We start from the raw sequence: 22,941 nt of genomic DNA, 5'->3' as shown, positions 1-22,941 counted from the left end.
CGCGCGCAGGACTCCCGTGTCGGATGGCGTCGGTAGGCTGTCCGGGTGTCGGACTCCGCAAAGCCTACCCTCATGGTCATCGACGGCCACTCCCTCGCGTTCCGGGCGTTCTACGCGCTCCCGGTCGACAGTTTCGTGAACCGCGAGGGGCAGCACACGAACGCCATCCACGGCTTCATCTCGATGCTGCTCATGCTCCTGCAGCGCGAGAAGCCGACCCACCTCGCGGTCGCGTTCGACATCTCCCGGTTCTCGTTCCGCACCCGTGAGTACGAGGACTACAAGGGCACCCGCTCCGAGACCCCGCCCGAGTTCAAGGGCCAGATCCCGCTCCTGCAGCAGGCGCTCGAAGCCATGGGCATCACGACGGTCACGAAGGAGGACTACGAGGCCGACGACATCCTCGCCACCTTCGCCCGCCAGGGGTCGGAGCAGGGCTACCAGGTCTACGTCGTCTCCGGCGACCGCGACTCCATCCAGCTCGTGAACGACGACGTCACGCTGCTGTACCCGTCCGTCCGTGGTGTCTCGGAGCTCACCCGGTACGACCGCGACAAGGTGTACGAGCGCTACGGCATCGAACCGCACCAGTACCCGGACATCGCGGCCCTCGTCGGCGAGACCAGCGACAACCTCATCGGCATCGACAAGGTCGGCGAGAAGACCGCCGTCAAGTGGATCAACCAGTACGGGTCGCTGGACGGCGTGCTCGAGCACGCCGACGAGATCAAGGGCGTCGTCGGCGGCAACCTCCGCGAGCAGAAGGACCGCGCGATCCGGAACCGCAAGCTCAACCGACTCGTGAACGACGTCGAGCTGCCGGTCGGGCCGGCGGACGTCGCACTCCGCCCCCTCGACGAGCAGGCCGTCCGCGACCTCTTCGCGAAGCTCCAGTTCCGCACCCTCCTCGACCGCGTGTTCAAGGTCGCGGGCACGGGGGAGCCGTCCGAGGGCACCGCGACCGACGGCGGTGTGGCCGACGGAGCTCCGACGCCGCCGAAGGTCACCACGATCATCGACGAAGAGCTGGGGTACTGGCTCGAGCGCAAGGCGAAGGACGCTGCGAACGGCTTCGGCGTCGCGGTCGAGGTCATCGACGGCCGCCTCAGCGCGATCGGCATCGCCACGCACGACGACGCCGTGCTCGTCCCCGGCGGCAGCGGCGCGAAGGACTACGAGCAGCTCGCGGCGTGGTTCGCCTCCGATGCCCCGAAGCGCTTCCACGACGCGAAGACCGCGATCAAGGTGCTCGCCACGGTCGGCTTCACGGTGAACGGGCTCGCCGGCGACGCCCGCATCCTCGGGTGGTTGGCGCAGCCCGGCAAGCAGGGGCAGCCCCTCGCCGACCTCGTCTACCAGGAGCTCGGCGAGGAACTCCCCACCGCCGACCCGAACCAGCTCGTGCCCGAGACCGACCCGGTCAACGTCGGCGTCCACGCCTGGTACGTCCTCCGGGTGACGACGGCGATCCGGGCACGCCTCGACGAGTCCTCGCTGCGGGTGCTCGACGACATCGAGCTGCCGCTCGTGCACGTCCTCGCCGGCATGGAGACCACGGGCGTCGCGATCGACCGGCCGGTGCTCACCAACCTGTCGCACGAGCTCGGGGAGCGCGCTGCCGACCTCGCCCAGCAGGCCTTCGCCGAGATCGGGCACGAGGTGAACCTCGGGTCGCCGAAGCAGCTCCAGGAGGTCCTGTTCACCGAGCTCGCGATGCCGAAGACCCGCAAGACGAAGACCGGGTTCTCGACCGACGCGGCCAGCCTCGCCGACCTGCAGGAGCAGCACCCGCACCCGTTCCTCGGCCTGCTGCTCCAGCACCGTGACGCCACGAAGCTCCGGCAGATCGTGGACACCCTCGACGCCGCGATCGTCGACGGCCGGATCCACACCCGGTACGAGCAGACCGGCAGCAGCACGGGCCGCATCTCCTCGACCGACCCGAACCTGCAGAACATCCCCGTCAAGACCGCCGTCGGCCGCCGGGTCCGCTCGGCGTTCGCGGTGGCCGAGCCGTACACGACGCTCATCACGGCCGACTACTCGCAGATCGAGATGCGGATCATGGCGCACCTCTCCGGCGACCCCGGGCTCATCCAGGCGTTCAACGAGGGCGAGGACCTCCACCGCTTCGTCGGCGCCCGTGTGTTCGGCGTCGAGCCGGCCGACGTGTCGCCCGAGATGCGCACGAAGGTCAAGGCGATGTCGTACGGCCTCGCCTACGGCCTGAGCGCCTTCGGCCTGTCGAAGCAGCTGCGCATCGAGCAGTCCGAGGCCCGAACGCTCATGACCGAGTACTTCGCCCGCTTCGGCGCCGTCCGCGACTACCTCCGCAACGTGGTCGAGCAGGCCCGCGAAGACGGCTACACCGAGACGATCTTCGGCCGCCGCCGGCCCTTCCCGGACCTCAAGAGCCCGAACCGCGTCCTGCGCGAGAACGCCGAGCGCGCCGCACTCAACGCGCCGATCCAGGGTTCCGCCGCCGACATCATGAAGATCGCGATGCTCGGTGTCGCGGCCGACCTGCGGGACGGTGACCTCGAGTCGCACCTGCTCCTCCAGGTGCACGACGAGCTCATCCTCGAGGTCGGTCCCGGCGAGCATGACCGCGTCGAGGAGATCCTGCGCACCCGGATGGGCGGGGCGGCCGAGTTGAGCGTCCCGCTCGACGTCTCGGTCGGCGTCGGCCCGAACTGGGAAGCCGCCGCGCACTGACGCCGGTGTGGTCGCGTCACCGACGTGACCACACGGCGGACGGACGGCTCGGTGCCGGCCGGCACCGAGCCTCCCGTCGGTGGCGTCTCGCGGCGGGTCGCCGCCGCTGGGTAGGGTCGATCGCATGAGCGAAGAGCGTCCTTCCCGTCAGCCCACCGCCGTCGACCGCGTCGCCGAGGACTGGGTGACCACCCTCGTCGACCTCGACCCGACCGTCGCCACCTACATCGGTGTGCCCGGACGGACGGGGGAGTACGGGGACACCTCGCCCGCCGGTGCCACTGCGATGGCGGATGCCGCGGCCGCGGCGAAGCGTGCGCTGGACGCCGCCGAGGCGACCGACGACGTCGACCGGGTCACGAAGGCCGACCTCGGCGCCGAGCTCGACCTGGTCGCCGAGTCGTACGCGCGGAAGCTGCACCTCCGCGACCTCAACGTCATCGCCAGCCCCGCCCAGAACGTCCGCGAGGTCCTCGACCTCATGCCGACCGCGACCGAGTCCGACTGGCAGGACGTCGCCAGCCGTCTCGCCGCGCTCCCGGACGCGCTCGAGGGCATCCGCGAGACCCTGCTCGAGGGCACACGCGAGCAGGTGACGCCCGCGAAGCGCCAGGTCGCGCTCATCGCCGAGCAGGCCGGTCGCACGGGCGCGGAGGACGGCATGTTCCGGCAGCTCGCCGACGGAGCCGCCCTCGACGACGGTGCCGCGCTCCCGGAGTCCCTGCGCGCCGACCTCCGCCGCGGCGCCGAGGTCGCGGCGGCCGCGTACCGGTCGTTCGGACAGTTCCTCGAGCACGAACTGCTGCCGCTCGCCACCCCGGTCGACGCGGTCGGCCGCGAGGACTACGAGCTGCACTCCCGACGGTTCCTCGGCGCCACGGTCGACCTCGACGAGACGTACGCGTGGGGCATCGAGGAGCTCGCCCGGATGCGGGAGGAGCAGGAGCGCATCGCCGACCGCATCGAGTCCGGCGCGAGCGTCGCCCGGGCGATCGAGGTCCTCGACCAGGACCCGGCCCGGATCCTGCACGGGACCGACGCCCTGCAGCGGTGGATGCAGGAGACGAGCGACGAGTCGATCCGCGAGATGGACGGCAGGTACTTCGACATCCCGGACCCGATCAAGCGCCTCGAGTGCCGGATCGCGCCGACGCAGGAGGGCGGGATCTACTACACCGGCCCGTCCGACGACTTCTCGCGCGCCGGCCGGATGTGGTGGTCGGTGCCGCAGGGCGTGACCGAGTTCGGCACCTGGCGGGAGAAGACGACCGTCTACCACGAAGGCGTCCCCGGCCACCACCTCCAGATCAGCCAGGGCGTCTACAACCGCGGCGAGCTGAACACCTGGCGCCGTCAGTTGGCCGGGTCGTCCGGGCACGTCGAGGGCTGGGCGCTGTACGCCGAGCGCCTGATGGAGCAGCTCGGCTTCCTCGACGACGACGGCGACCGCCTCGGCATGCTCGACGGTCAGCGCATGCGTGCCGCCCGCGTCGTGCTCGACATCGGCGTGCACCTGCAGAAGACGAACCCGGACGGGGGCGCCTGGACGTGGGAGTACGCGCTCGACTTCATGGGGCAGAACGTCAACATGGCACCGGAGTTCGTGCGGTTCGAGGTGGCGCGCTACTTCGGGTGGCCGGGGCAGGCGCCGTCGTACAAGGTCGGGCAGCGCGTGTGGGAGTCCATCCGCGACGAGGTCGCGGCGCGCGAGGGTGCGGCGTTCGACCTGAAGTCCTTCCACCACCGGGCGCTCGCGCTCGGCAGCATCGGGCTCGACACGCTGCGGACCGCGCTCGTCGGCTGACGCCGAGACGGACTGGAGGCGCGGTGCGGGTCGGCACCGCGCGTCCAGTCCGTCCCCGGTCGCGTCCCGACGCGCGGCGACACGCCCGGTTGTGGCGCTTCCTCCGGTGCGGTTAGACTTGTGCGGCGCAATCCGCGCCAACCAATCACACCGCTGTCCGGCTCGCCCTCGTCCGAGGTGCGGACCAGAGGGTCGCTCCCTCGCCGTGCAGCCCGACTCATGTCCGTTCGGAGCAATCTCTACATGACAACCACCACGACCAAGGCTCCCAAGCAGGTCGCCATCAACGACATCGGCTCGGCTGATGACTTCCTGGCCGAGGTCGAGAAGACCCTGAAGTTCTTCAACGACGGAGACCTCATCTCCGGCACCGTCGTGAAGATCGACCGCGACGAGGTCCTCCTCGACGTCGGTTACAAGACCGAGGGTGTCATCCCCTCGCGCGAGCTCTCGATCAAGCACGACGTCGACCCCAACGAGGTCGTCGAGGTCGGTGACGAGGTCGAGGCCCTCGTCCTCCAGAAGGAGGACAAGGAAGGCCGCCTGATCCTGTCGAAGAAGCGCGCGCAGTACGAGCGTGCGTGGGGCGACGTCGAGAAGATCAAGGAGTCCGACGGCGTCGTGACCGGCACGGTCATCGAGGTCGTCAAGGGCGGTCTGATCGTCGACATCGGCCTCCGCGGCTTCCTCCCGGCCTCGCTCATCGAGCTCCGCCGTGTCCGCGACCTCACGCCGTACCTCGGTCAGGAGCTCGAGGCGAAGATCCTCGAGCTCGACAAGAACCGCAACAACGTGGTCCTCTCGCGCCGCGCCCTGCTCGAGCAGACGCAGTCCGAGTCGCGCACCACGTTCCTCAACAACCTCCACAAGGGCCAGGTCCGCAAGGGCGTCGTCTCCTCGATCGTCAACTTCGGTGCGTTCGTGGACCTCGGCGGCGTCGACGGTCTCGTCCACGTCTCGGAGCTCAGCTGGAAGCACATCGAGCACGCCAGCGAGGTCGTCGAGGTCGGCCAGGAGGTCACCGTCGAGATCCTCGAGGTCGACCTGGACCGCGAGCGCGTCTCGCTGTCGCTCAAGGCGACGCAGGAGGACCCGTGGCAGGTCTTCGCCCGCACCCACGCGATCGGCCAGATCGCTCCGGGCAAGGTCACGAAGCTCGTGCCGTTCGGTGCGTTCGTCCGCGTGGCCGACGGCATCGAGGGCCTCGTGCACATCTCGGAGCTGTCGAACAAGCACGTCGAGCTCGCCGAGCAGGTCGTGTCCGTCGGTGACGAGGTCTTCGTCAAGATCATCGACATCGACCTCGACCGTCGCCGCATCTCGCTCAGCCTCAAGCAGGCGAACGAGGGCGTGGACCCCGAGGGCACCGAGTTCGACCCGGCGCTCTACGGCATGCCGACCGAGTACGACGACCAGGGCAACTACAAGTACCCGGACGGCTTCGACCCGGAGACCAACGAGTGGCTCGAGGGCTTCGACACCCAGCGCACCGAGTGGGAGGCGCAGTACGCCGCCGCCCAGTCGCGCTGGGAGGCCCACAAGGCGCAGGTCGCGAAGACCATCGCCGAAGAGGCGCAGGGTGGCTTCGACCTCCCGGCCAGCGCTTCGTCGTCCTCCTCGTTCTCGGGCGAGTCGAACGGTGCGGGCACCCTCGCCGACGACGCCTCGCTCGCGGCGCTCCGCGAGAAGCTCAGCTCGACCAACTGATCGAGTCGCATCCGCGACCGGAAGCCCGGCACTCCCTCAGCAGAGGGGTGCCGGGCTTCCGGCGTTGTGCAGGACGGCGCCGATAGCCTGGTCGGCGTGCGCATCATCGGACTCACGGGGGGCATCGCCGCCGGCAAGTCGACGGTCTCGGCCCGCTGGGCCGATCACGGGGCGGTCGTCGTCGACGCCGATCGGTTGGCCAGGCAGGCGGTCGCTCCGGGGAGCCCGGGTCTGGCGCAGGTCGCCGAACGGTTCGGTCCGGGCGTGATCACCGCCGACGGCTCGCTCGACCGCCCGGCCCTCGGCGCGATCGTGTTCGCCGACCCGGATGCCCGGAGGGCGCTCGAGGGGATCACGCACCCGGAGGTCTGGCGGCTCGCCCAGCAGGCGTTCGACGCGGCCGCGGCCGCGGACCCCGAGGCCGTCGTCGTGTACGACGTCCCGCTGCTCGCCGAGGCCGCCGGGTCCCGGCCGATCCGGTTCGACGCGGTCGTGGTCGTCGACGCCCCGGCGGCACAGCGCATCGAACGCCTCGTCGAGCACCGCGGCATGGACCACGCGGAGGCCGAACGACGGGTCGCCGCGCAGGCGAGTGACGCCGAGCGTCTGGCGCTCGCAGACCACGTCGTGGACGCCACCGGCACGCTGGAGGACACGATCCGGTCGGCCGACGCGGTCTGGGCACGGATCGCCCGGTGAAGCACCGCGTCCTGCTCGCCGTCGCGTTCGTCCTGCTCCTGGCCATCGGGACGGGCACCGTCGTCGCGGCGAACGTCCTCGCGGCGCAGCGCCTCGCGGACGACGGACGCACGGCCGCGCAGGAACGCACACGCGGTGACGAACACGGACCGGACGGCGAGTTCCACCGCTTCCGGCTGGGGTCGATCGCGGGGGAGCGGCTCGAGCCGAACCGGGACGACTTCGCGGCCCGGACCGACCGTGACGGCCCGCTGCTGCTCTTCCTCCCGGCGACCCGCGCGAAGCCGGCGCAGTACCAGCGGTTCCTCGCGACCGCGCTCGGCGACGGCTACCACGTGCTCGGGCTCGACTACTGGAACCTGGGCAAGACGCTCTCGGGCACGTGCGAGGCCGACGCACGGTGCTACGGTCAGGTACAGCGGAACCGGTTCGACGGGAGCCGTCCCTCGCGGTTCAGCCAGGTCACGCCGGCCGGGTCGATCGTGTCCCGGTTCCGGAACGCGATCGAGTACCTCGACGACCACGACCCGGACGGCGGGTGGGGCCGGTTCGTCGACGCTCGCGAGGGCATCGACTGGTCGGACATCGTCGTCGCCGGGCACTCCCAGGGCGGCGGCGAGGCGGCGTACATCGCCCACGTCCGGTCCGTCCGGGGCTCGCTCATGTTCTCGTCCCCGGTCGAGTCGCTCGGCGCGGTGCACGCGGCGTGGATGGACCGCCCGGGTCGGACCCCTGTCGCCCGGATGTACGCGATCGACGACGTGCGCGATGAGTTCGGGCCGCGCATCCGTGGCTCCTGGACCGCGCTCGGGCTCACCGGATCCTCCGGGCCGTTCCGCACCGACACCGACCCGCCGCTCGCCGGCGCGGACCCGCACGCGATCCTCACCGACCTCGGTCTCGGCGACCCCGGCCAGTCGCACTCGCGGATCGTGAAGGACAGCACGCCGCTCGCCGCCGACGGCACACCCGTGATGCTGCCGCTCTGGGAGTGGCTGCTGCACCGGTTCACGAACACACCCGGCCAACCAGGGGTCGGCAGTTCCGCGGTACCCGGCTCCGGCGCGAGCACCCCGCCGGTGGAGGCCTCGCGTTCCTCGGACCGGTCATAGGGTCTCGCAATACGCTCAGGTCGTGCAGCCAGCAGCAGAACTCCCCGACCTGCGCGCCCTGATCGCCCGACGCGCCACAGAGGGCGGTGACCGCGCGTACCTCGAGGACGCGCGCTCCGACCGTGCCCTCACCTACCGCGGCCTCGACGCCGCCGTGTCCGCGTGGTCGTCCACGTTCGACGCCATCGGTGTGCCGAGCTCCGGCGCGGTGCTCGTCGACGTCGGGGACCCACTCGCGTTCGCGGTCGTGCACCTCGCCGCGGTGGCGTCCGGTCGTCGGTCGGTCCCGGTCGACACCGGCCAGCCCGTCGGCGAGCCCGCTCGGCTCGCGGCGCTGCTCGGCGGCCCCGGCTTGGTGGTGTCCGACCGCGACGAGGACGCCACGGTCGAGGGTGCGCCGTCCTCGCGGATCGACCCGGACACGTTCCTGCCGACGGGCGTGCGGGACGGCGACGTGCCGGCCGAGGTCGTCGACGCTCCCGGGGAGGGCTCCGTGGTGCTCTTCACCTCCGGCTCGACCGGGACCCCCAAGGGGGTCGAGCTGCCGGCGTCGCAGCTGCTGGTCGTCGCCCGGGCGGTCGCCTCGCACAACGGCCTCACGCCGGAGGACCGCGGCTTCAACTCCCTCCCGCTCTTCCACGTCAACGCCGAGGTCGTCGGATTGCTGGCGACCCTCGTCGCCGGCGGCACGCTCGTGCTCGACCGCCGCTTCCGGCGCACCGGCTTCTGGGAGCTGCTGGCCGAGCGCCGCGTGACCTGGCTCAACGCGGTGCCGGCGGTCCTCGCCGTGCTCGCGAAGACCGGCCCGCTCGACTTCCCGGAGGGACTGCGGTTCGTCCGGAGCGCCTCGGCGCCGCTGCCCGACCCCGTCCGGGACGCCCTCGGTGACGTGCCGCTCGTCGTGAGCTGGGGCATGACGGAGGGGGCGTCCCAGATCACCGCGACGCCGCTCGACGCCCCGGCCCGTCCGGGGAGCGTCGGCGTACCCGTCGGCTGCGAGGTGCAGGTCCGCCGTGAGGACGGCACCGTCGCCGGTCCCGACGAGGTCGGCGCGCTGTGGGTCCGCGGCCCGGGCATCGTCGACCACTACCTCGGCGGCCGCGCCGCGGAACGCTTCGACGCCGACCACTGGCTGAGCACGGGCGACGTCGGGTCGGTGTCGTCCGACGGGTGGGTGACCCTCGCGGGCCGCTCCGACGACGTCATCAACCGCGGTGGCGAGAAGGTCTACCCGTCCGAGGTCGAGGACGTCCTCCTCGCCGACGACCGCGTGCTCGAGGCGGTGGTCGTCGGCCGTCCCCACGAGGTGCTCGGTGCCGTCCCGGTCGCCTACGTCATCGTCCGTCCCGACGCCGAGGTCGACGCCGACGTCCTCGTCGCCGACCTGATCGCCCGCACCGAGGCCGAGCTCACCCGCTTCCGCCGACCGGTCGAGATCACCGTCGTCCCGGACCTCCCGCGGGCGCCGACGGGGAAGATCCGACGGGCCGACGTCCGGACGATGGCCGAGCAGCCGTGAGCGCAGCGCCCGCGGCCGCGCACCCGGCAGCCCCGAGCGACGCGTCGCCGACCCGCACCGCCGACGGTCGCCCGCGGCACCTGTACGAGGTCGACGTCCTCCGGATCCTGACCTTCGCGTGCGTCATCGGCGTGCACACGACGAGCCACACCGCGGCCACCGACGACGTCGGCCAGAACGCCCTGCTCGGGTTGCTGCACTTCACCCGTCTCGTGTTCTTCTCGCTCACCGCGTTCGTGCTCGTCTACAGCTACGAGATCCGTCCACGGCCCATGGCGCAGTTCTGGCCGAAGCGCTTCCTGCTGGTCGGGGTGCCGTACCTGGCGTGGTCGTTCGTGTACGTCGCGTCGTCGTGGCTGTTGAGCTCGTCGCGTCGCGGTGACGTCCCGGACCTCGTCCGGACGTACGCGGAGGGCATCGTCACGGGCGTCGCCTGGTACCACCTCTACTTCCTGCTCGTCACGATGCAGGTGTACCTCCTGCTGCCGGTCGTCGTGTGGCTCGTGCGGCGGACCCGGGGGCACCACGTCACGGTGCTCGTGGTCGCGGCGGTCGTGCAGCTCGTGGTCTTCGCCGGCTACAAGTACTTCCCGGCGAGCGACGCGTGGTTGCACGGCTACCAGAAGCAGTTCTTCTTCTCGTACGTCTTCTTCATCGTCTCGGGGGCGATCGCCGCCGACCACGCCGACGCGTTCCTCCGGTTCATCCGGGTGCACCGCCGGGGTGTGCTCTGGGGCTTCGCCGCGGTCGGGGTGGGCACGCTCGGCGTGTGGACCCTGCAGGTCCTGCTCGGCCAGTCGTTGTACGCCGCCGGGACCCCGCTGCAGCCCGTCCAGGTGGTGTGGAGCGGCGCGGTCTTCGTCGGCTTCCTGACGATCGGCGCGCGGTGGGCGGACCGTCGGCGCCGGGGGAGTCTCCTCGCCCGGGTGGTCGACTACGGTTCGGACCGCTCGTTCGGCATCTTCCTCAGCCACCCGTTCGTGATCTGGCTCCTGCTGTACGGCGACAGCTGGCTGGAGGGCCACGTCGCGAAGCCCTGGTTGACCCTCGTCACCTACGTGCTGGTGGTCGTGCTGTCCGTCGCGCTCACCGAGGCGTTCCGCTGGACCCCGCTCAGCGTGCCGCTGACGGGCCGGCCGTCGCTCGCCTCGCGCGCGCAGCGCGAGGCGAGGGCGCGGAAGCGTGCGGCGGTGGCCGCCGGCTGAGCCGGCCACGTCTCGGCCTGGAGGCTCGGCGCCGGACGGGTGTCGTGCCTCCAGGCCGTCAGGTGGTCGGCACCAGGGCGCCGGTCCGGCCGGCGGACCGCGACCGGCGCCCGATCAGGCGCCGGTGCGCTCGGCTGCCGGCGTGCCGATCTCGAGTCGGCCGTCGGTCGAGGTGAGCCGCTGCGGCTTCATCACCCAGGCGACCACGGCGGCCGCGGCGAGCAGCGCGCACGAGAGGGCGAACGGAAGCTGCCAGCCCGACGCGTCGATCAGGGCACCGAAGACGAAGGGCGAGACGACGCCGGCGATGCCGAAGCCGGTGTTCATGAACCCGGACGCCGTCCCGGACCACTGCGGTGCGACGTCCATGGGGATCGCCCACAGGTTCGCGTTGCAGAGCTCGAGGAAGAAGAAGGAGAGCGCGAGGGACACGGTCGCGACGGCGAGCCCCTGGCCGAACACGAGGGGGAGCAGGCAGAGCAGTGACCCGCCGAGCCCGATCACCAGGATGATGCGGCGCGCGTGCCGGGTGTCGCCGCCGCGGTGGATGAGCCGGTCGCTGAGCACGCCCCCGACGGTGTCGCCGACCACGCCGGCGAGGAGCACCCCGGAGGTGAACCAGGCGAAGGAGCTGATCTCGAGGTCGTAGGTGCTGCTGAGGAACGTCGGGATCCACGTCAGGAACACCCAGAGGGTCCACCCGTAGCCGAAGTCGACGAACGTCACCGGGAGGATCTGCTTCGCGAGCTGGCGCCACGGCACCGGTGGACGGGTCGTACGGGTCTCGACGGGCGGAAGCTCCGTCAGCTCGGCCTCGGTGATCCCCTTCGCGGACTCGGGGCGATCGCGGAACCAGACGAACCAGACGACGGCCCACGCGACCGAGAGCACGGCCGTGGCGACGAACGCCCACCGCCAGTTGCCGGTGCCCGCGATCACCCAGGCGACGAGGAGCGGCGCGACCGCGTTGCCGAGCCGGGCGGCCGAGTGCACGACGCCCTGCGCGAAGCCGTTGCGGTCGCGGGGGATCCACCGGCTCATCGCCTGCGTCGCGGCGGGGAAGGCCGCTGCTTCGGTGAGGCCGAGGAGGAAGCGTGCTGCGGCGAGCGTCCAGAAGCCGACCGAGAGGCCGGTCCAGAGGGTCGCGACGCCCCAGAGCACGGTGATGACGAAGAGGGACTTCCGCGGGCCGAACTTCTCGCTGATCGTGCCGCCGAAGACCTGCAGGAGCGCGTACGGCAGCGCGAAGGCGGACACGACGAGACCGGCGGTGGTCTCGTTGAACCCGAACTCCTCGGTGATGTGGGGGATCGCGGTGGAGATGTTCGTGCGGTCGATGTACGAGATCGCGTACATGCAGCAGAGGAGAAGGAGCACCTTGCCGCGGATCCTGCCGCGGAACGGCGTGCCCTTCGCGGGGGTCGGTGCGGCCGGCGTCGCCGTCGTCATGGGGCCTCTTCGGGGAGTGGGGGTTCGGGTTGCTGAACGGACCGGAGGCTACGACCGGTTCTCATCAGCGGGCTTTGAGGCTGCCTGCAGCGGACAGTACGCCGGGGGCGCACTCGGCGAGTGGTGGGACCGCGGAGCGGGCCCGTGCGCTGTGGGCGATCGGAGCCGGGTGTTGTCAGTGGTCGCCGCTACCGTGGAGGCATGGCAGTCGACATCGAGCCCACGCGGGCGGTGCGCCCGTTCGAGGTGATCAGCGAGTACTCGCCGAGCGGTGACCAGCCGGCGGCGATCGCCGAACTGGCCGGTCGCATCAACGCCGGTGAGACCGACGTCGTGCTCCTCGGCGCCACCGGTACGGGCAAGTCGGCGACGACGGCGTGGCTCATCGAGCAGGTGCAGCGCCCGACCCTCGTGCTCGCGCACAACAAGACCCTCGCGGCGCAGCTCGCGAACGAGTTCCGCGGCCTGCTGCCGAACAACGCCGTCGAGTACTTCGTCTCGTACTACGACTACTACCAACCCGAGGCGTACGTCCCGCAGACGGACACCTTCATCGAGAAGGACTCCTCGGTCAACGCCGAGGTCGAGCGTCTCCGCCACTCCACGACGAACTCGCTGCTCAGCCGACGTGACGTCGTGGTGGTCTCGACGGTGTCCTGCATCTACGGCCTGGGGACGCCCGAGCAGTACATGAACGCCTCGGTCGCGCTGCACGTCGGGCAGACGATCTCCCGCGACCAGCTCGTCCGCCGGTTCGTCGCGATGCAGTACCAGCGCAACGACGTCGACTTCGCGCGCGGGACCTTCCGGGTCCGCGGGGACACGATCGAGATCATCCCCATGTACGAGGAACACGCGATCCGCATCGAGATGTTCGGTGACGAGATCGAGGCGCTGTCCTCCCTGCACCCGCTGACGGGGTCCGTGATCGAGGACCTGCCAGCGGTGTCGATCTTCCCCGCGTCGCACTACGTGGCGGACACCGACGTGATGCACCGCGCGATCGCCGACATCAAGGTCGAGCTCGCCGAGCGCCTCGCCGAGCTCGAGGGGCAGGGCAAGCTGCTCGAGGCGCAGCGGCTGCGGATGCGGACCACGTTCGACATCGAGATGATGGAGCAGATCGGGTTCTGCTCCGGGATCGAGAACTACTCGCGGCACATGGACGGCCGTCAGGCGGGCGAGGCTCCGCACTGCCTGCTCGACTACTTCCCGGACGACTTCCTCATCGTCATCGACGAGTCGCACGTCACGGTGCCGCAGATCGGCGCGATGTACGAAGGCGACGCCTCCCGCAAGCGCACCCTGGTCGAGCACGGGTTCCGCCTCCCGAGCGCCCTCGACAACCGTCCGCTCACGTGGGAGGAGTTCCTCGAGCGCGCCGGGCAGAAGGTCTACCTGTCGGCGACCCCCGGCCGGTACGAGCTCGGCGTCACGGACAGCGTCGTCGAGCAGATCATCCGTCCGACCGGCCTGGTCGACCCCGAGATCGTCGTGAAGCCGAGCGACGGGCAGATCGACGACCTGCTCGAGGAGATCAAGCAGCGCGTCGAGAAGGACGAGCGCGTCCTCGTGACCACCCTCACGAAGCGCATGGCGGAAGAGCTCACCGACTTCCTCGGCAACGCCGGCGTCCGGGTCCGCTACCTGCACTCCGACGTCGACACGTTGAAGCGCGTCGAGCTCCTCACCGAGCTGCGACAGGGCGTGTACGACGTGCTCGTCGGCATCAACCTCCTGCGTGAGGGTCTCGACCTCCCGGAGGTCTCGCTCGTCGCGATCCTCGACGCCGACAAGGAAGGCTTCCTGCGCTCGTCGACCTCGCTCATCCAGACGATCGGCCGTGCCGCCCGCAACGTCTCCGGCCAGGTGCTCATGTACGCCGACACCATGACCGACTCGATGCGCAACGCGATCGAGGAGACCGACCGACGTCGCGAGAAGCAGGTCGCCTACAACCTCGAGCACGGTATCGACCCGCAGCCCCTCCGCAAGAAGATCGCGGACATCACGGAGATCCTCGCGCGAGAGAACGACGACACGAAGGCGCTGCTCGAGGGTCGCCCGGCGGCGGACGGCCGGCGGTCGCCGACGCCGAACCTCAAGCGCGAGGGCATCGCGGGCGAGGGCGCGACGCAGCTCGAGGCCACGATCGCCGACCTCAACGAGCAGATGCTGCAGGCCGCGGCCGAGCTGAAGTTCGAGCTCGCCGCCCGGCTCCGGGACGAGGTCCAGGACCTCAAGAAGGCGCTCCGGCAGATGGAGTCCGCCGGGCATGTCCGCTGAGCCCGGTGCTCCCCGGACGGTCGTCGTCACGGGGGCGACGGCGGGGCTCGGCTACTGGGCGTCGGAGCAGCTCGCCGCAGCGGGGCACCGGGTCCTCCTCGCCGCACGGAGCCTGGATCGTGCCGCTGCAGCGATCGAGAGCATCTGCTCGATGGTCCCGGGGGCAGAGGTCGAGCACGTCGCGCTCGACCTGGCCGACCTGGACTCCGTCGGCGCCGCTGCGGCCGCACTCGCAGACCGGCTGCCGGACGGCATCGACGCCCTCGTGAACAACGCCGGCGTGGTCGGCTCGCACGAGCAACGGTCGACCGCGCAGGGGCACGAACTGCAGGTCGGGACGAACCACCTCGGGCACTTCGCCCTGACGGCCCGTGTGCTGCCGCTGGTCGAGCGACGCGCGGGCCGCATCGTCCACCTCGGATCGATCGCGCACCGGTGGGCACGACTCGACCGCGCCGATCCGCTCGGAGCCGGGCACTACTCGAGCTACCGGCAGTACGGCCGGAGCAAGCTCGCGGTGATGCTCTTCGGCTTCGAGCTGGCCGAGCGCCTCGCCGACGTCGGATCATCCGTGGCCAGTGTCGTCGCGCACCCGGGCTTCTCGCTCGACGTCCTCGCCCCGGACCGCCCGCTCGTGGCGGCGACTCGGGCAGAGCCGGCCTGGACCCGTCCCGCGCAGCGCCTGTACGCCCAGGGCAAGGACGACGGCGCCGAGCCGATCGTGCACGCGGCGGTCGCTCCGGACGTCCGGTCCGGGGAGTACTGGGGGCCGGCCGGGCGGATGCAGCTCCGCGGACCGGCCGGCCGGGTGACGGCCGAACCGAAGGCGCACGACCGGCTCGAGGCCGCTCGGCTCTGGACGGCCAGCGAACGAGCAGCCGGGGTGGCGTTCGCTCTCGACGCACTCGGGTGACACCCACGGCCCGACGAATGTCAGTCCCGGTTCGTAAACTTGTCGGCGATGACCATCACCTCTGACCGCGGTACCGCGACCTCGGGCCGGAACGCCTTCGGCGAGCCCGCTGACCTCCACCTCCCGGGCGGCACGGCACCGCACAGCACCTCGACGCTCAGCGTCCGGGGCGCGCGCGTGCACAACCTCCGTGACGTCGACCTCGAGATCCCGCGCGACTCCCTCGTCGTGTTCACCGGGCTCTCCGGGTCGGGGAAGTCGTCGCTCGCGTTCGACACGATCTTCGCCGAGGGGCAGCGCCGCTACGTCGAGTCTCTCTCGGCCTACGCGCGACAGTTCCTCGGGCAGGTCGACCGACCCGACGTCGACTTCATCGAGGGGCTGTCGCCCGCGGTGTCGATCGACCAGAAGTCGACGAACCGCAACCCGCGGTCGACCGTCGGCACCATCACCGAGGTCTACGACTACATGCGTCTGCTCTGGGCGCGCATCGGTGTGCCGCACTGCCCCGTCTGCGGCGAGGTGATCAGCAAGCAGAGCGTGCAGCAGATCGCCGACCAGCTCATGGAGTTCGAGTCCGGCACGCGGTTCCAGGTGCTCGCGCCCGTGATCTCGAAGAAGAAGGGCGAGTTCGTCGACCTCTTCCAGGAGCTCGCGGCCTCCGGCTACGCCCGCGCGATCGTCGACGGCGAGCGGATCCAGCTGAGCGACCCGCCGAAGCTCAAGAAGCAGGTCAAGCACGACATCTCGGTCATCATCGACCGCCTGGTCGCGAGCGACGACATCCTCGGGCGCCTCACCGACTCGCTCGAGACGGGCCTGCGCCTGACGAACGGTACCGTGGCGATCGACCTCGTCGACCACGAGGGCCCCGGCGCGGTCCGGACCTACTCCGAGAACCTCTCCTGCCCGAACAACCACCCGCTCGCGCTCACCGAGATCGAGCCGCGGACCTTCTCGTTCAACGCCCCGTTCGGTGCCTGCCCGGAGTGCTCGGGTCTCGGCACCCGGATGTCCGTCGACCCCGACCTCGTGCTCGGCGATCCGGAGGCCTCGCTCCGCGACGGCGTCCTGCTGCCGTGGACGGGCACGAGTGGGCTGTACTCCTACTTCGAGAAGCTGCTCGCCGGCCTCGGGAAGGACCTCGGGTTCTCCCTCGACACCCCGTGGAGCCAACTGGACCCGAAGGTCCAAGCGGCGATCCTCACCGGCAAGGACTTCCAGGTCTCGGTGTCGTGGCGGAACCGCTTCGGCCGCGAGATGCGGTACACGAGCGGCTTCGAGGGCGTCATGCCCTACATCGAGCGCAAGTTCGCCGAGGCAGAGTCGGACTCGCAGCGGCAGCGCTTCCAGGGCTACCTGCGCGAGGTCCCGTGCCCGGTGTGCGACGGCACGCGCCTCAAGCCCGAGGTGCTCGCGGTCACGGTCGACGGCCGCAGCATCGCCGACGTGACGAACCTGTCCCTCGACGACGCCTACGCCTTCATGGAGGAGCTCCGGCTCACCGAGCGCGAGGCCCACATCGCCGCGGCGGTCCTCCGCGAGATCCGGGCCCGTCTCGAGTTCCTGCTCGAGGTCGGGCTGAACTACCTCACGCTCGCGCGCGGTGCGGGTGGACTGTCCGGTGGCGAAGCCCAGCGCATTCGTCTCGCGACACAGATCGGCTCCGGGCTGACCGGCGTCCTCTACGTCCTCGACGAGCCGAGCATCGGTCTCCACCAGCGTGACAACCGCCGGCTCATCGACACCCTCGTCAAGCTCAAGAACCTCGGCAACACCCTGATCGTGGTCGAGCACGACGAGGACACGATCCGGACGGCCGACTGGGTGGTGGACATCGGCCCGGGCGCCGGTGTCAACGGTGGCAACGTCGTGCACTCCGGCTCGTACGAGGGGATCATCGCGAACCGGGAGTCGATCACGGGGGACTACCTCGCCGGTCGGCGCGCGATCGAGGTGCCGGCGGAGCGTCGGAAGGCGAACCCGAAGCGCGTCATCAGCGTGCAGGGTGCGCGGGCGAACAACCTGCAGGAGATCGACGTGGACTTCCCGCTCGGGGTGTTCACGGCGGTCACCGGTGTGAGCGGCTCCGGCAAGTCGACGCTCGTCAACGACATCCTGTACAAGGTGCTCGCAAACCAGCTCAACGGGGCGCGGCACATCGCCGGCAAGCACACGCGTGTGAAGGGCCTCGACCAGCTCGACAAGGTCGTGCACGTGGACCAGGCCCCGATCGGCCGGACGCCCCGTTCGAACCCGGCGACGTACACGGGCGTGTTCGACCGGATCCGCCAGCTCTTCGCCGAGACGCCCGAGGCCAAGGCGCGCGGGTACCAGCCCGGACGCTTCAGCTTCAACGTCAAGGGTGGTCGCTGCGAGAACTGCTCGGGCGACGGCACGATCAAGATCGAGATGAACTTCCTGCCCGACGTGTACGTCGCGTGCGAGGTCTGCGGCGGTGCGCGCTACAACCGCGAGACGCTGCAGGTGCACTACAAGGGCAAGGACATCTCCGAGGTCCTCGACATGCCCATCAGCGAGGCCGCCGAGTTCTTCGAGCCGATCTCCGCGATCCACCGGTACATGAAGACCCTCGTCGACGTCGGTCTCGGTTACGTGCGGCTCGGGCAGAGCGCCACGACGCTGTCCGGTGGTGAAGCCCAGCGCGTCAAGCTCGCGACGGAGCTGCAGCGCCGCTCGACCGGCCGCACCGTGTACGTGCTCGACGAGCCGACCACGGGGCTGCACTTCGAGGACGTCCGCAAGCTCCTCCTCGTCCTGCAGGGTCTGGTCGAGAAGGGCAACACGGTCATCACGATCGAGCACAACCTCGACGTCATCAAGTCCGCCGACTGGCTCATCGACATGGGTCCGGAGGGCGGTGCCGGCGGTGGGACGGTCCTCGCGACCGGGACGCCCGAGCACGTCGCCGACGTCCCGGAGAGCCACACCGGTGTCTTCCTGCGCGAGATCTTCGACGCACAGGACGCCCGGGTCGGCAAGGAACAGGCCGTCGGTGCGCGGCAACCGAGCGCCTCCGCACGGTCGGGTTCCGGGCCTGCAGCGAAGAGCGGCGCCGGATCGAAGCAGAAGGCGGGTGCGCGGTAGGTGGCGGACACCGTTCCGTGGCGGCCGAAGGCGGGGGAGATCCCGACCGATCCGGGCGTCTACCGGTGGCGTGACGAGAACGGCCGGGTGCTGTACGTCGGCAAGGCGAAGAACCTCCGTGCACGCCTGAGCAACTACTTCGCGCCGCTGCCGACCCTGCACGAGCGCACCCGACGGATGGTCCTCACGGCGCGGAGCGTCGAATGGACGACCGTCGGGTCCGAGATCGAGGCGCTGCAGCTCGAGTACACGTGGATCAAGGAGTTCGACCCGCCCTTCAACGTCAAGTTCCGGGACGACAAGTCGTACCCGTACATGGCGATCACCCTCGGCGACGAGGCGCCGCGGGTGATGGTGACGCGGAACCGGAAGATCAAGGGCGCGAAGTACTTCGGCCCGTACCCGAAGATCTGGGCCGTGCACGACACGATCGACCTGATGATCAAGGTGTTCCCGATCCGGACGTGCTCGGACTCGTCGTACAAGCGCGCCATGCAGACCGGCAAGCCGTGCTTCCCGGGCCAGATCGGGAAGTGCGGCGGGCCCTGCTCGCAGAAGGTCACGATCGAGGAGCACCGCGCACTCGTCGAGGAGTTCGTGCGCTTCATGTCGAGCTACGACCGGCGCGTGATCACGCAGCTCCGTCAGCGCATGGGCGCCTCCGCCGACGCGATGCAGTACGAGCAGGCCGCCCGGTACCGCGACCAGGTCGAGGCGCTCGAGGCCGTTCTCGAGAAGAGCGCTGTGGTGCTGCGCGACAGCGTCGACCTCGACCTGTTCGGGATCGCCGAGGACGAGCTCGCGGCTGCCGTGCAGCTGTTCTCCGTGCGCGGTGGTCGCATCCGTGGTGTCCGGGGCTGGGTGGTCGACAAGGAGCTCGACATCGCCACGGGCGACCTCGTGGAGCAGATCGTGCAGGGCAACTACGCGACGGGTGACGAACCTCCGCGTGAGGTCGTCGTGCCCGAGCTCCCCGAGGACGCCGAGGCGCTGCAGGAGTGGCTCAGCCAGCGGCGCGGCGGGCGTGGGACGAAGCTCAGCACCGCACAGCGTGGCGACCGCGCGGGCCTGGCACGCACCGCGAAGCAGAACGCGGCGCAGGCCCTCATGCTCTACAAGACGAAGCGGAGCGCGGACTACACGACGCGGTCGGCCGCCCTGGCCGACATCCAGGACGCCCTCGGCATGAGCGAGGCCCCGCTGCGGATGGAGTGCTACGACATCTCGCACCTGCAGGGCACGAACGTCGTCGCCTCGATGGTCGTCTTCGAGGACGGACTGCCCCGCAAGGACCAGTACCGGCGGTACACGATCGCCGAGACCACCGACGACACCGACAGCATGCACCAGGTGCTCACCCGGCGTCTGGCGCGCCTCGACGAGGACGCCTCGGTGCCCGACGTCCCGGACGTCACCACGGACGAGGTCGTCGAGGGGTCGAAGCCGACGAAGCGGTTCGCGTACCGTCCGCAACTGCTCATCGTCGACGGCGGGCAGCCGCAGGTGCAGGCCGCGAAGCGCGCGATGGACGAAGCCGGCGTGCACGACATCGCCCTCGTCGGCATCGCGAAGCGCCTCGAGGAGCTCTGGCTGCCCGACGACGACTTCCCGGTGATCCTGCCGCGCAACTCCGAGGCGCTGTTCCTCATCCAGCGCATCCGTGACGAGGCGCACCGCTTCGCGATCACCCATCAGCGGACCCGCCGGAAGCGCGACGTCCGCTCGCAGCTCTCCGAGATCCCGGGGCTCGGGCCGTCGCGCGTGGCCTCGCTCCTGAAGCACTTCGGGTCGGTCGCTCGGCTCCGGGCGGCGACCGCCGCGGAGATCGGCGTCGTCCCGGGAATCGGGCCGGCGACGGCGGCCGCCGTGGTCACGAAGCTCGCGCAGCACCCGGCGAGCCCGTCCGCACCCGGCAGCGCCCCCGATCCCGACAGCGCCCCCGGAACCGACGCCGCGCTCGACGCCGACGCCGGGCTCGACCCCGACGACGCGCTCGATGCCGGCAGCGTGCCCGACGCCGACGCCGACGCCGACGCCGACGAGGTCGACGCCGACGGCGACCGTGTCCCGGCCGCGTCCGTCACCGTGCCGGACGTGACCGACGACGGACCGGAGCTGCCCGCGTGAGGTGCGTCGTGCCTCCAGGCCGTCTGCCGCGGAGGCACGGAGCGAGGAGAGCCGGGCCGACCGCGCGCCGTGACCGGTCCGGACGGTAGCCTTGACCGAGCCGACCACCCGACAGCCGCGGCCGACGGCTGTGACCGAGACGACCCCGGGCGACGAGCCCGGACCGCGACGACGGAGCCTCCTCCCAGATGACTGACACCGCCGGATCCACGACCCCGCAGCAGCACGACATCCTCATCGTGACGGGCATGTCCGGCGCCGGCCGGTCCACGGTCGGGAAGGCCCTCGAGGACCTCGGCTGGTACGTGGTCGACAACCTGCCGACGCAGATGCTGGCCCCGCTCACCGAGCTGGCCGACCGCGCCGGTGAGAAGATCCCGAAGATCGCGACCGTGGTCGACGTCCGCGGTGGGCGCTTCTTCACCGATCCGGAGCAGGCCGTCGAGCAGGTTCGCTCGACGACGTCCGCCCGGGTCCGCGTGCTCTTCCTCGAGGCGACCGACGCGGTCCTCGTGCGGCGCTTCGAACAAGTCCGTCGACCGCACCCGCTGCAGGGCGACGGCACCCTGCTCGACGGCATCGGTCGCGAGCGCTCCCGGCTGTCCGGGCTGCGCGAGGCGTCGGACATGATCATCGACACCTCGGACCTCAACATCCACCAGCTGGCGAACACCGTCACCGAGAAGTTCGCCGACGACCACTTCGTCGGCGTCCAGGTGACCCTGATGAGCTTCGGGTTCAAGTACGGGCTGCCCGCCGACGCCGACATGGTGGCCGACGTGCGCTTCCTGCCGAACCCCTACTGGGTGCCGGAACTCCGCGCCCACACCGGCCTCGATGCCCCCGTCTCGGACTACGTCCTGGCCCAGCCCGGAGCCCGTCCGTTCGTCGAGCGCTACGCCGACGTCCTGGAGCCGGTCTTCGAGGGGTACCAGCGGGAGAACAAAAGACACGCTACGATCGCCATCGGCTGTACCGGCGGGAAGCACCGTTCGGTCGCCATCGTCGCCGAGCTGGCGAGTCTCCTCCGCGGGATGCCCAGCGTCGCCGTGCGTGTGAAGAACCGAGATCTCGGCCGGGAGTGACCGTCCCTCCGGCTGCTCCCCACGCGTGTGACGCCGGACCGCGGACCCCACCGAGAAAACGTTAGGAATGATGCTGTGCCGTTGACTGCCGAGGTCAAGGACGAACTGGCCAGGGTCGTCGTGAACCGCAACACGGTCCGCGCCGCCGAACTCGCGACCATCCTGCGGTTCGCGGGTGGTCTGCACGTCATCTCGGGCAGGATCGCGGTCGAGGTCGAACTCGACACCCGCATCATCGTGCACCGGGTGCGCAAGGACCTCGCGGAGCTCTACGGCGTCCGTTCCGAGGCGAGCGTCGGATCGTCCGCGTCGTCCCGTCGTGGCACGCGCTACCTGGTCCGGGTGCTCGAGGCCGGGGAGACCCTCGCACGCCAGACCGGCCTCATGGACGCCCGCCGCCGGCCGGTCCGTGGCCTGCCGAACCGTCTCACCACGGGCAACCGCGAGGACCTCGCCGCGATCTGGCGCGGCGCGTTCCTGGCGTCCGGCACGCTGACCGACCCGGGTCGTGCCGCCGCCCTCGAGGTCACGTGCCCGGGCAACGAGGCCGCGATGGCGCTCGTCGGGGCAGCGTCGCGTCTCGGCATCGCCGCGAAGGGCCGTGAGGTCCGCGGCGTCCACCGCGTGGTCATCCGCGACGGCGAGGCCATCGGTCAGATGCTCACCGTCATGGGTGCCGCCCGCACGACCGCCGAGTGGGAGGAGATGCGTCAGCGCCGCGAGGTCCGTGCCACGGCCAACCGACTCGTCAACTTCGACGACGCCAACCTCCGACGCTCGGCGCAGGCCGCGGTCGCCGCCTGCGCCCGGGTCGAGCGTGCGCTCGAGATCCTGGGCGACGAGGTGCCCGACCACCTCCAGTACGCCGGTTCCCTCCGGCTGCAGCACCGCGACGCATCGCTCGACGAGCTCGGTCAGCACGCCGAGCCGCCGATGACGAAGGACGCGATCGCCGGCCGCATCCGCCGTCTGCTCGCCATGGCCGACAAGAAGGCGTCCGACCTCGGCATCCCGGGTACCGAGGCGAGCGTCCCGGAGGAGCTCGAAGGCGCGTGACCGCGGTCGTCGCGACCACGTGATCGCGGTCGTCCAGACCACCTGACGGGAGGCGCGGGGGCCGCGGGGCCCCCCCCCCCCCGCCCGGGGGGGGGGGGGGGGGGCCGGGGGGCCCCCCCCCAACCCCCCCCCCCCATGTGAAACCAAGGGGCGGGG

At 70.7% G+C, this 22,941-nt stretch carries 14 protein-coding genes; 13 read left to right on the top strand and 1 reads right to left on the bottom strand.

Annotated features, from left to right (window positions below; translation table 11 throughout):
• Positions 1 to 45: 45 nt before the first annotated feature.
• The 7 genes from polA to ACIPYW_RS13365 all read left to right on the top strand — a co-directional run bounded on the left by polA (position 46) and on the right by ACIPYW_RS13365 (position 10,761).
• Complete coding sequence (gene polA / locus ACIPYW_RS13395) at positions 46 to 2,715, top strand: DNA polymerase I (protein WP_400414311.1); 2,670 nt, start codon at positions 46 to 48, stop codon at positions 2,713 to 2,715.
• A gap of 124 nt (positions 2,716 to 2,839) precedes the next feature.
• Positions 2,840 to 4,519: a DUF885 domain-containing protein gene (locus tag ACIPYW_RS13390; protein ID WP_400414308.1), complete on the top strand. Its 1,680-nt coding sequence runs from the start codon at positions 2,840 to 2,842 to the stop codon at positions 4,517 to 4,519.
• Positions 4,520 to 4,762: 243 nt separating this feature from the next.
• The gene (gene rpsA, locus ACIPYW_RS13385) at positions 4,763 to 6,226 is read left to right on the top strand and encodes a 30S ribosomal protein S1 (protein ID WP_290131652.1); all 1,464 of its coding nucleotides are present in this window, start codon (positions 4,763 to 4,765) and stop codon (positions 6,224 to 6,226) included.
• A gap of 96 nt (positions 6,227 to 6,322) precedes the next feature.
• Complete coding sequence (coaE, locus tag ACIPYW_RS13380) at positions 6,323 to 6,925, top strand: dephospho-CoA kinase (RefSeq protein WP_400414304.1); 603 nt, start codon at positions 6,323 to 6,325, stop codon at positions 6,923 to 6,925.
• Complete coding sequence (locus ACIPYW_RS13375) at positions 6,922 to 8,037, top strand: BPSS1187 family protein (RefSeq protein ID WP_400414301.1); 1,116 nt, start codon at positions 6,922 to 6,924, stop codon at positions 8,035 to 8,037. The genes coaE and ACIPYW_RS13375 overlap by 4 nt, the downstream gene beginning before the upstream one ends.
• Before the next feature lie 22 nt (positions 8,038 to 8,059).
• Positions 8,060 to 9,556 carry a class I adenylate-forming enzyme family protein gene (locus ACIPYW_RS13370; protein WP_400414299.1) on the top strand — a complete coding sequence of 499 codons (1,497 nt, stop codon included), beginning with the start codon at positions 8,060 to 8,062 and terminating at the stop codon, positions 9,554 to 9,556.
• Positions 9,553 to 10,761 (top strand): acyltransferase, encoded by a 1,209-nt coding sequence (locus ACIPYW_RS13365; RefSeq protein WP_400414297.1) that lies wholly within the window; start codon positions 9,553 to 9,555, stop codon positions 10,759 to 10,761. Before ACIPYW_RS13370 ends, ACIPYW_RS13365 begins: the two co-directional genes overlap by 4 nt.
• 114 nt (positions 10,762 to 10,875) lie before the next feature.
• Here the strand turns inward: ACIPYW_RS13365 and ACIPYW_RS13360 are convergent, their stop codons facing one another.
• Entirely contained in the window at positions 10,876 to 12,210 is a 1,335-nt protein-coding gene (locus ACIPYW_RS13360; protein WP_400414296.1) for an MFS transporter, read from the bottom strand.
• Between the two features lie 213 nt (positions 12,211 to 12,423).
• Between ACIPYW_RS13360 and uvrB the strand changes: the two genes are divergently transcribed.
• From uvrB to whiA, 6 genes are all read left to right on the top strand, one after another.
• The gene (uvrB, locus tag ACIPYW_RS13355; RefSeq protein ID WP_400414813.1) at positions 12,424 to 14,496 is read left to right on the top strand and encodes an excinuclease ABC subunit UvrB; all 2,073 of its coding nucleotides are present in this window, start codon (positions 12,424 to 12,426) and stop codon (positions 14,494 to 14,496) included.
• Positions 14,486 to 15,409, top strand: coding sequence for an SDR family NAD(P)-dependent oxidoreductase (locus ACIPYW_RS13350; RefSeq protein ID WP_400414294.1), 924 nt, complete (start codon positions 14,486 to 14,488; stop codon positions 15,407 to 15,409). The genes uvrB and ACIPYW_RS13350 overlap by 11 nt, the downstream gene beginning before the upstream one ends.
• 48 nt (positions 15,410 to 15,457) lie before the next feature.
• Positions 15,458 to 18,517, top strand: coding sequence for an excinuclease ABC subunit UvrA (gene uvrA, locus ACIPYW_RS13345; RefSeq protein ID WP_400414291.1), 3,060 nt, complete (start codon positions 15,458 to 15,460; stop codon positions 18,515 to 18,517).
• On the top strand, positions 18,518 to 20,644 hold the full coding sequence (gene uvrC / locus ACIPYW_RS13340; RefSeq protein WP_400414289.1) for an excinuclease ABC subunit UvrC: 2,127 nt from the start codon (positions 18,518 to 18,520) through the stop codon (positions 20,642 to 20,644).
• A gap of 188 nt (positions 20,645 to 20,832) precedes the next feature.
• Positions 20,833 to 21,729: an RNase adapter RapZ gene (rapZ, locus tag ACIPYW_RS13335; RefSeq protein ID WP_290131661.1), complete on the top strand. Its 897-nt coding sequence runs from the start codon at positions 20,833 to 20,835 to the stop codon at positions 21,727 to 21,729.
• A 75-nt stretch (positions 21,730 to 21,804) separates the two neighbouring features.
• A complete protein-coding gene (gene whiA / locus ACIPYW_RS13330; protein ID WP_400414286.1) occupies positions 21,805 to 22,785 on the top strand; it encodes a DNA-binding protein WhiA in 981 nt (326 codons plus the stop codon).
• Positions 22,786 to 22,941: the final 156 nt, after the last annotated feature.

This window comes from Curtobacterium sp. NPDC089689, assembly GCF_044749145.1.
GTDB lineage: Bacteria > Actinomycetota > Actinomycetes > Actinomycetales > Microbacteriaceae > Curtobacterium.
The sequence above is the reverse complement of the archived record's forward strand: the minus strand, read 5'-3'. Positions and strand labels throughout refer to the sequence as shown.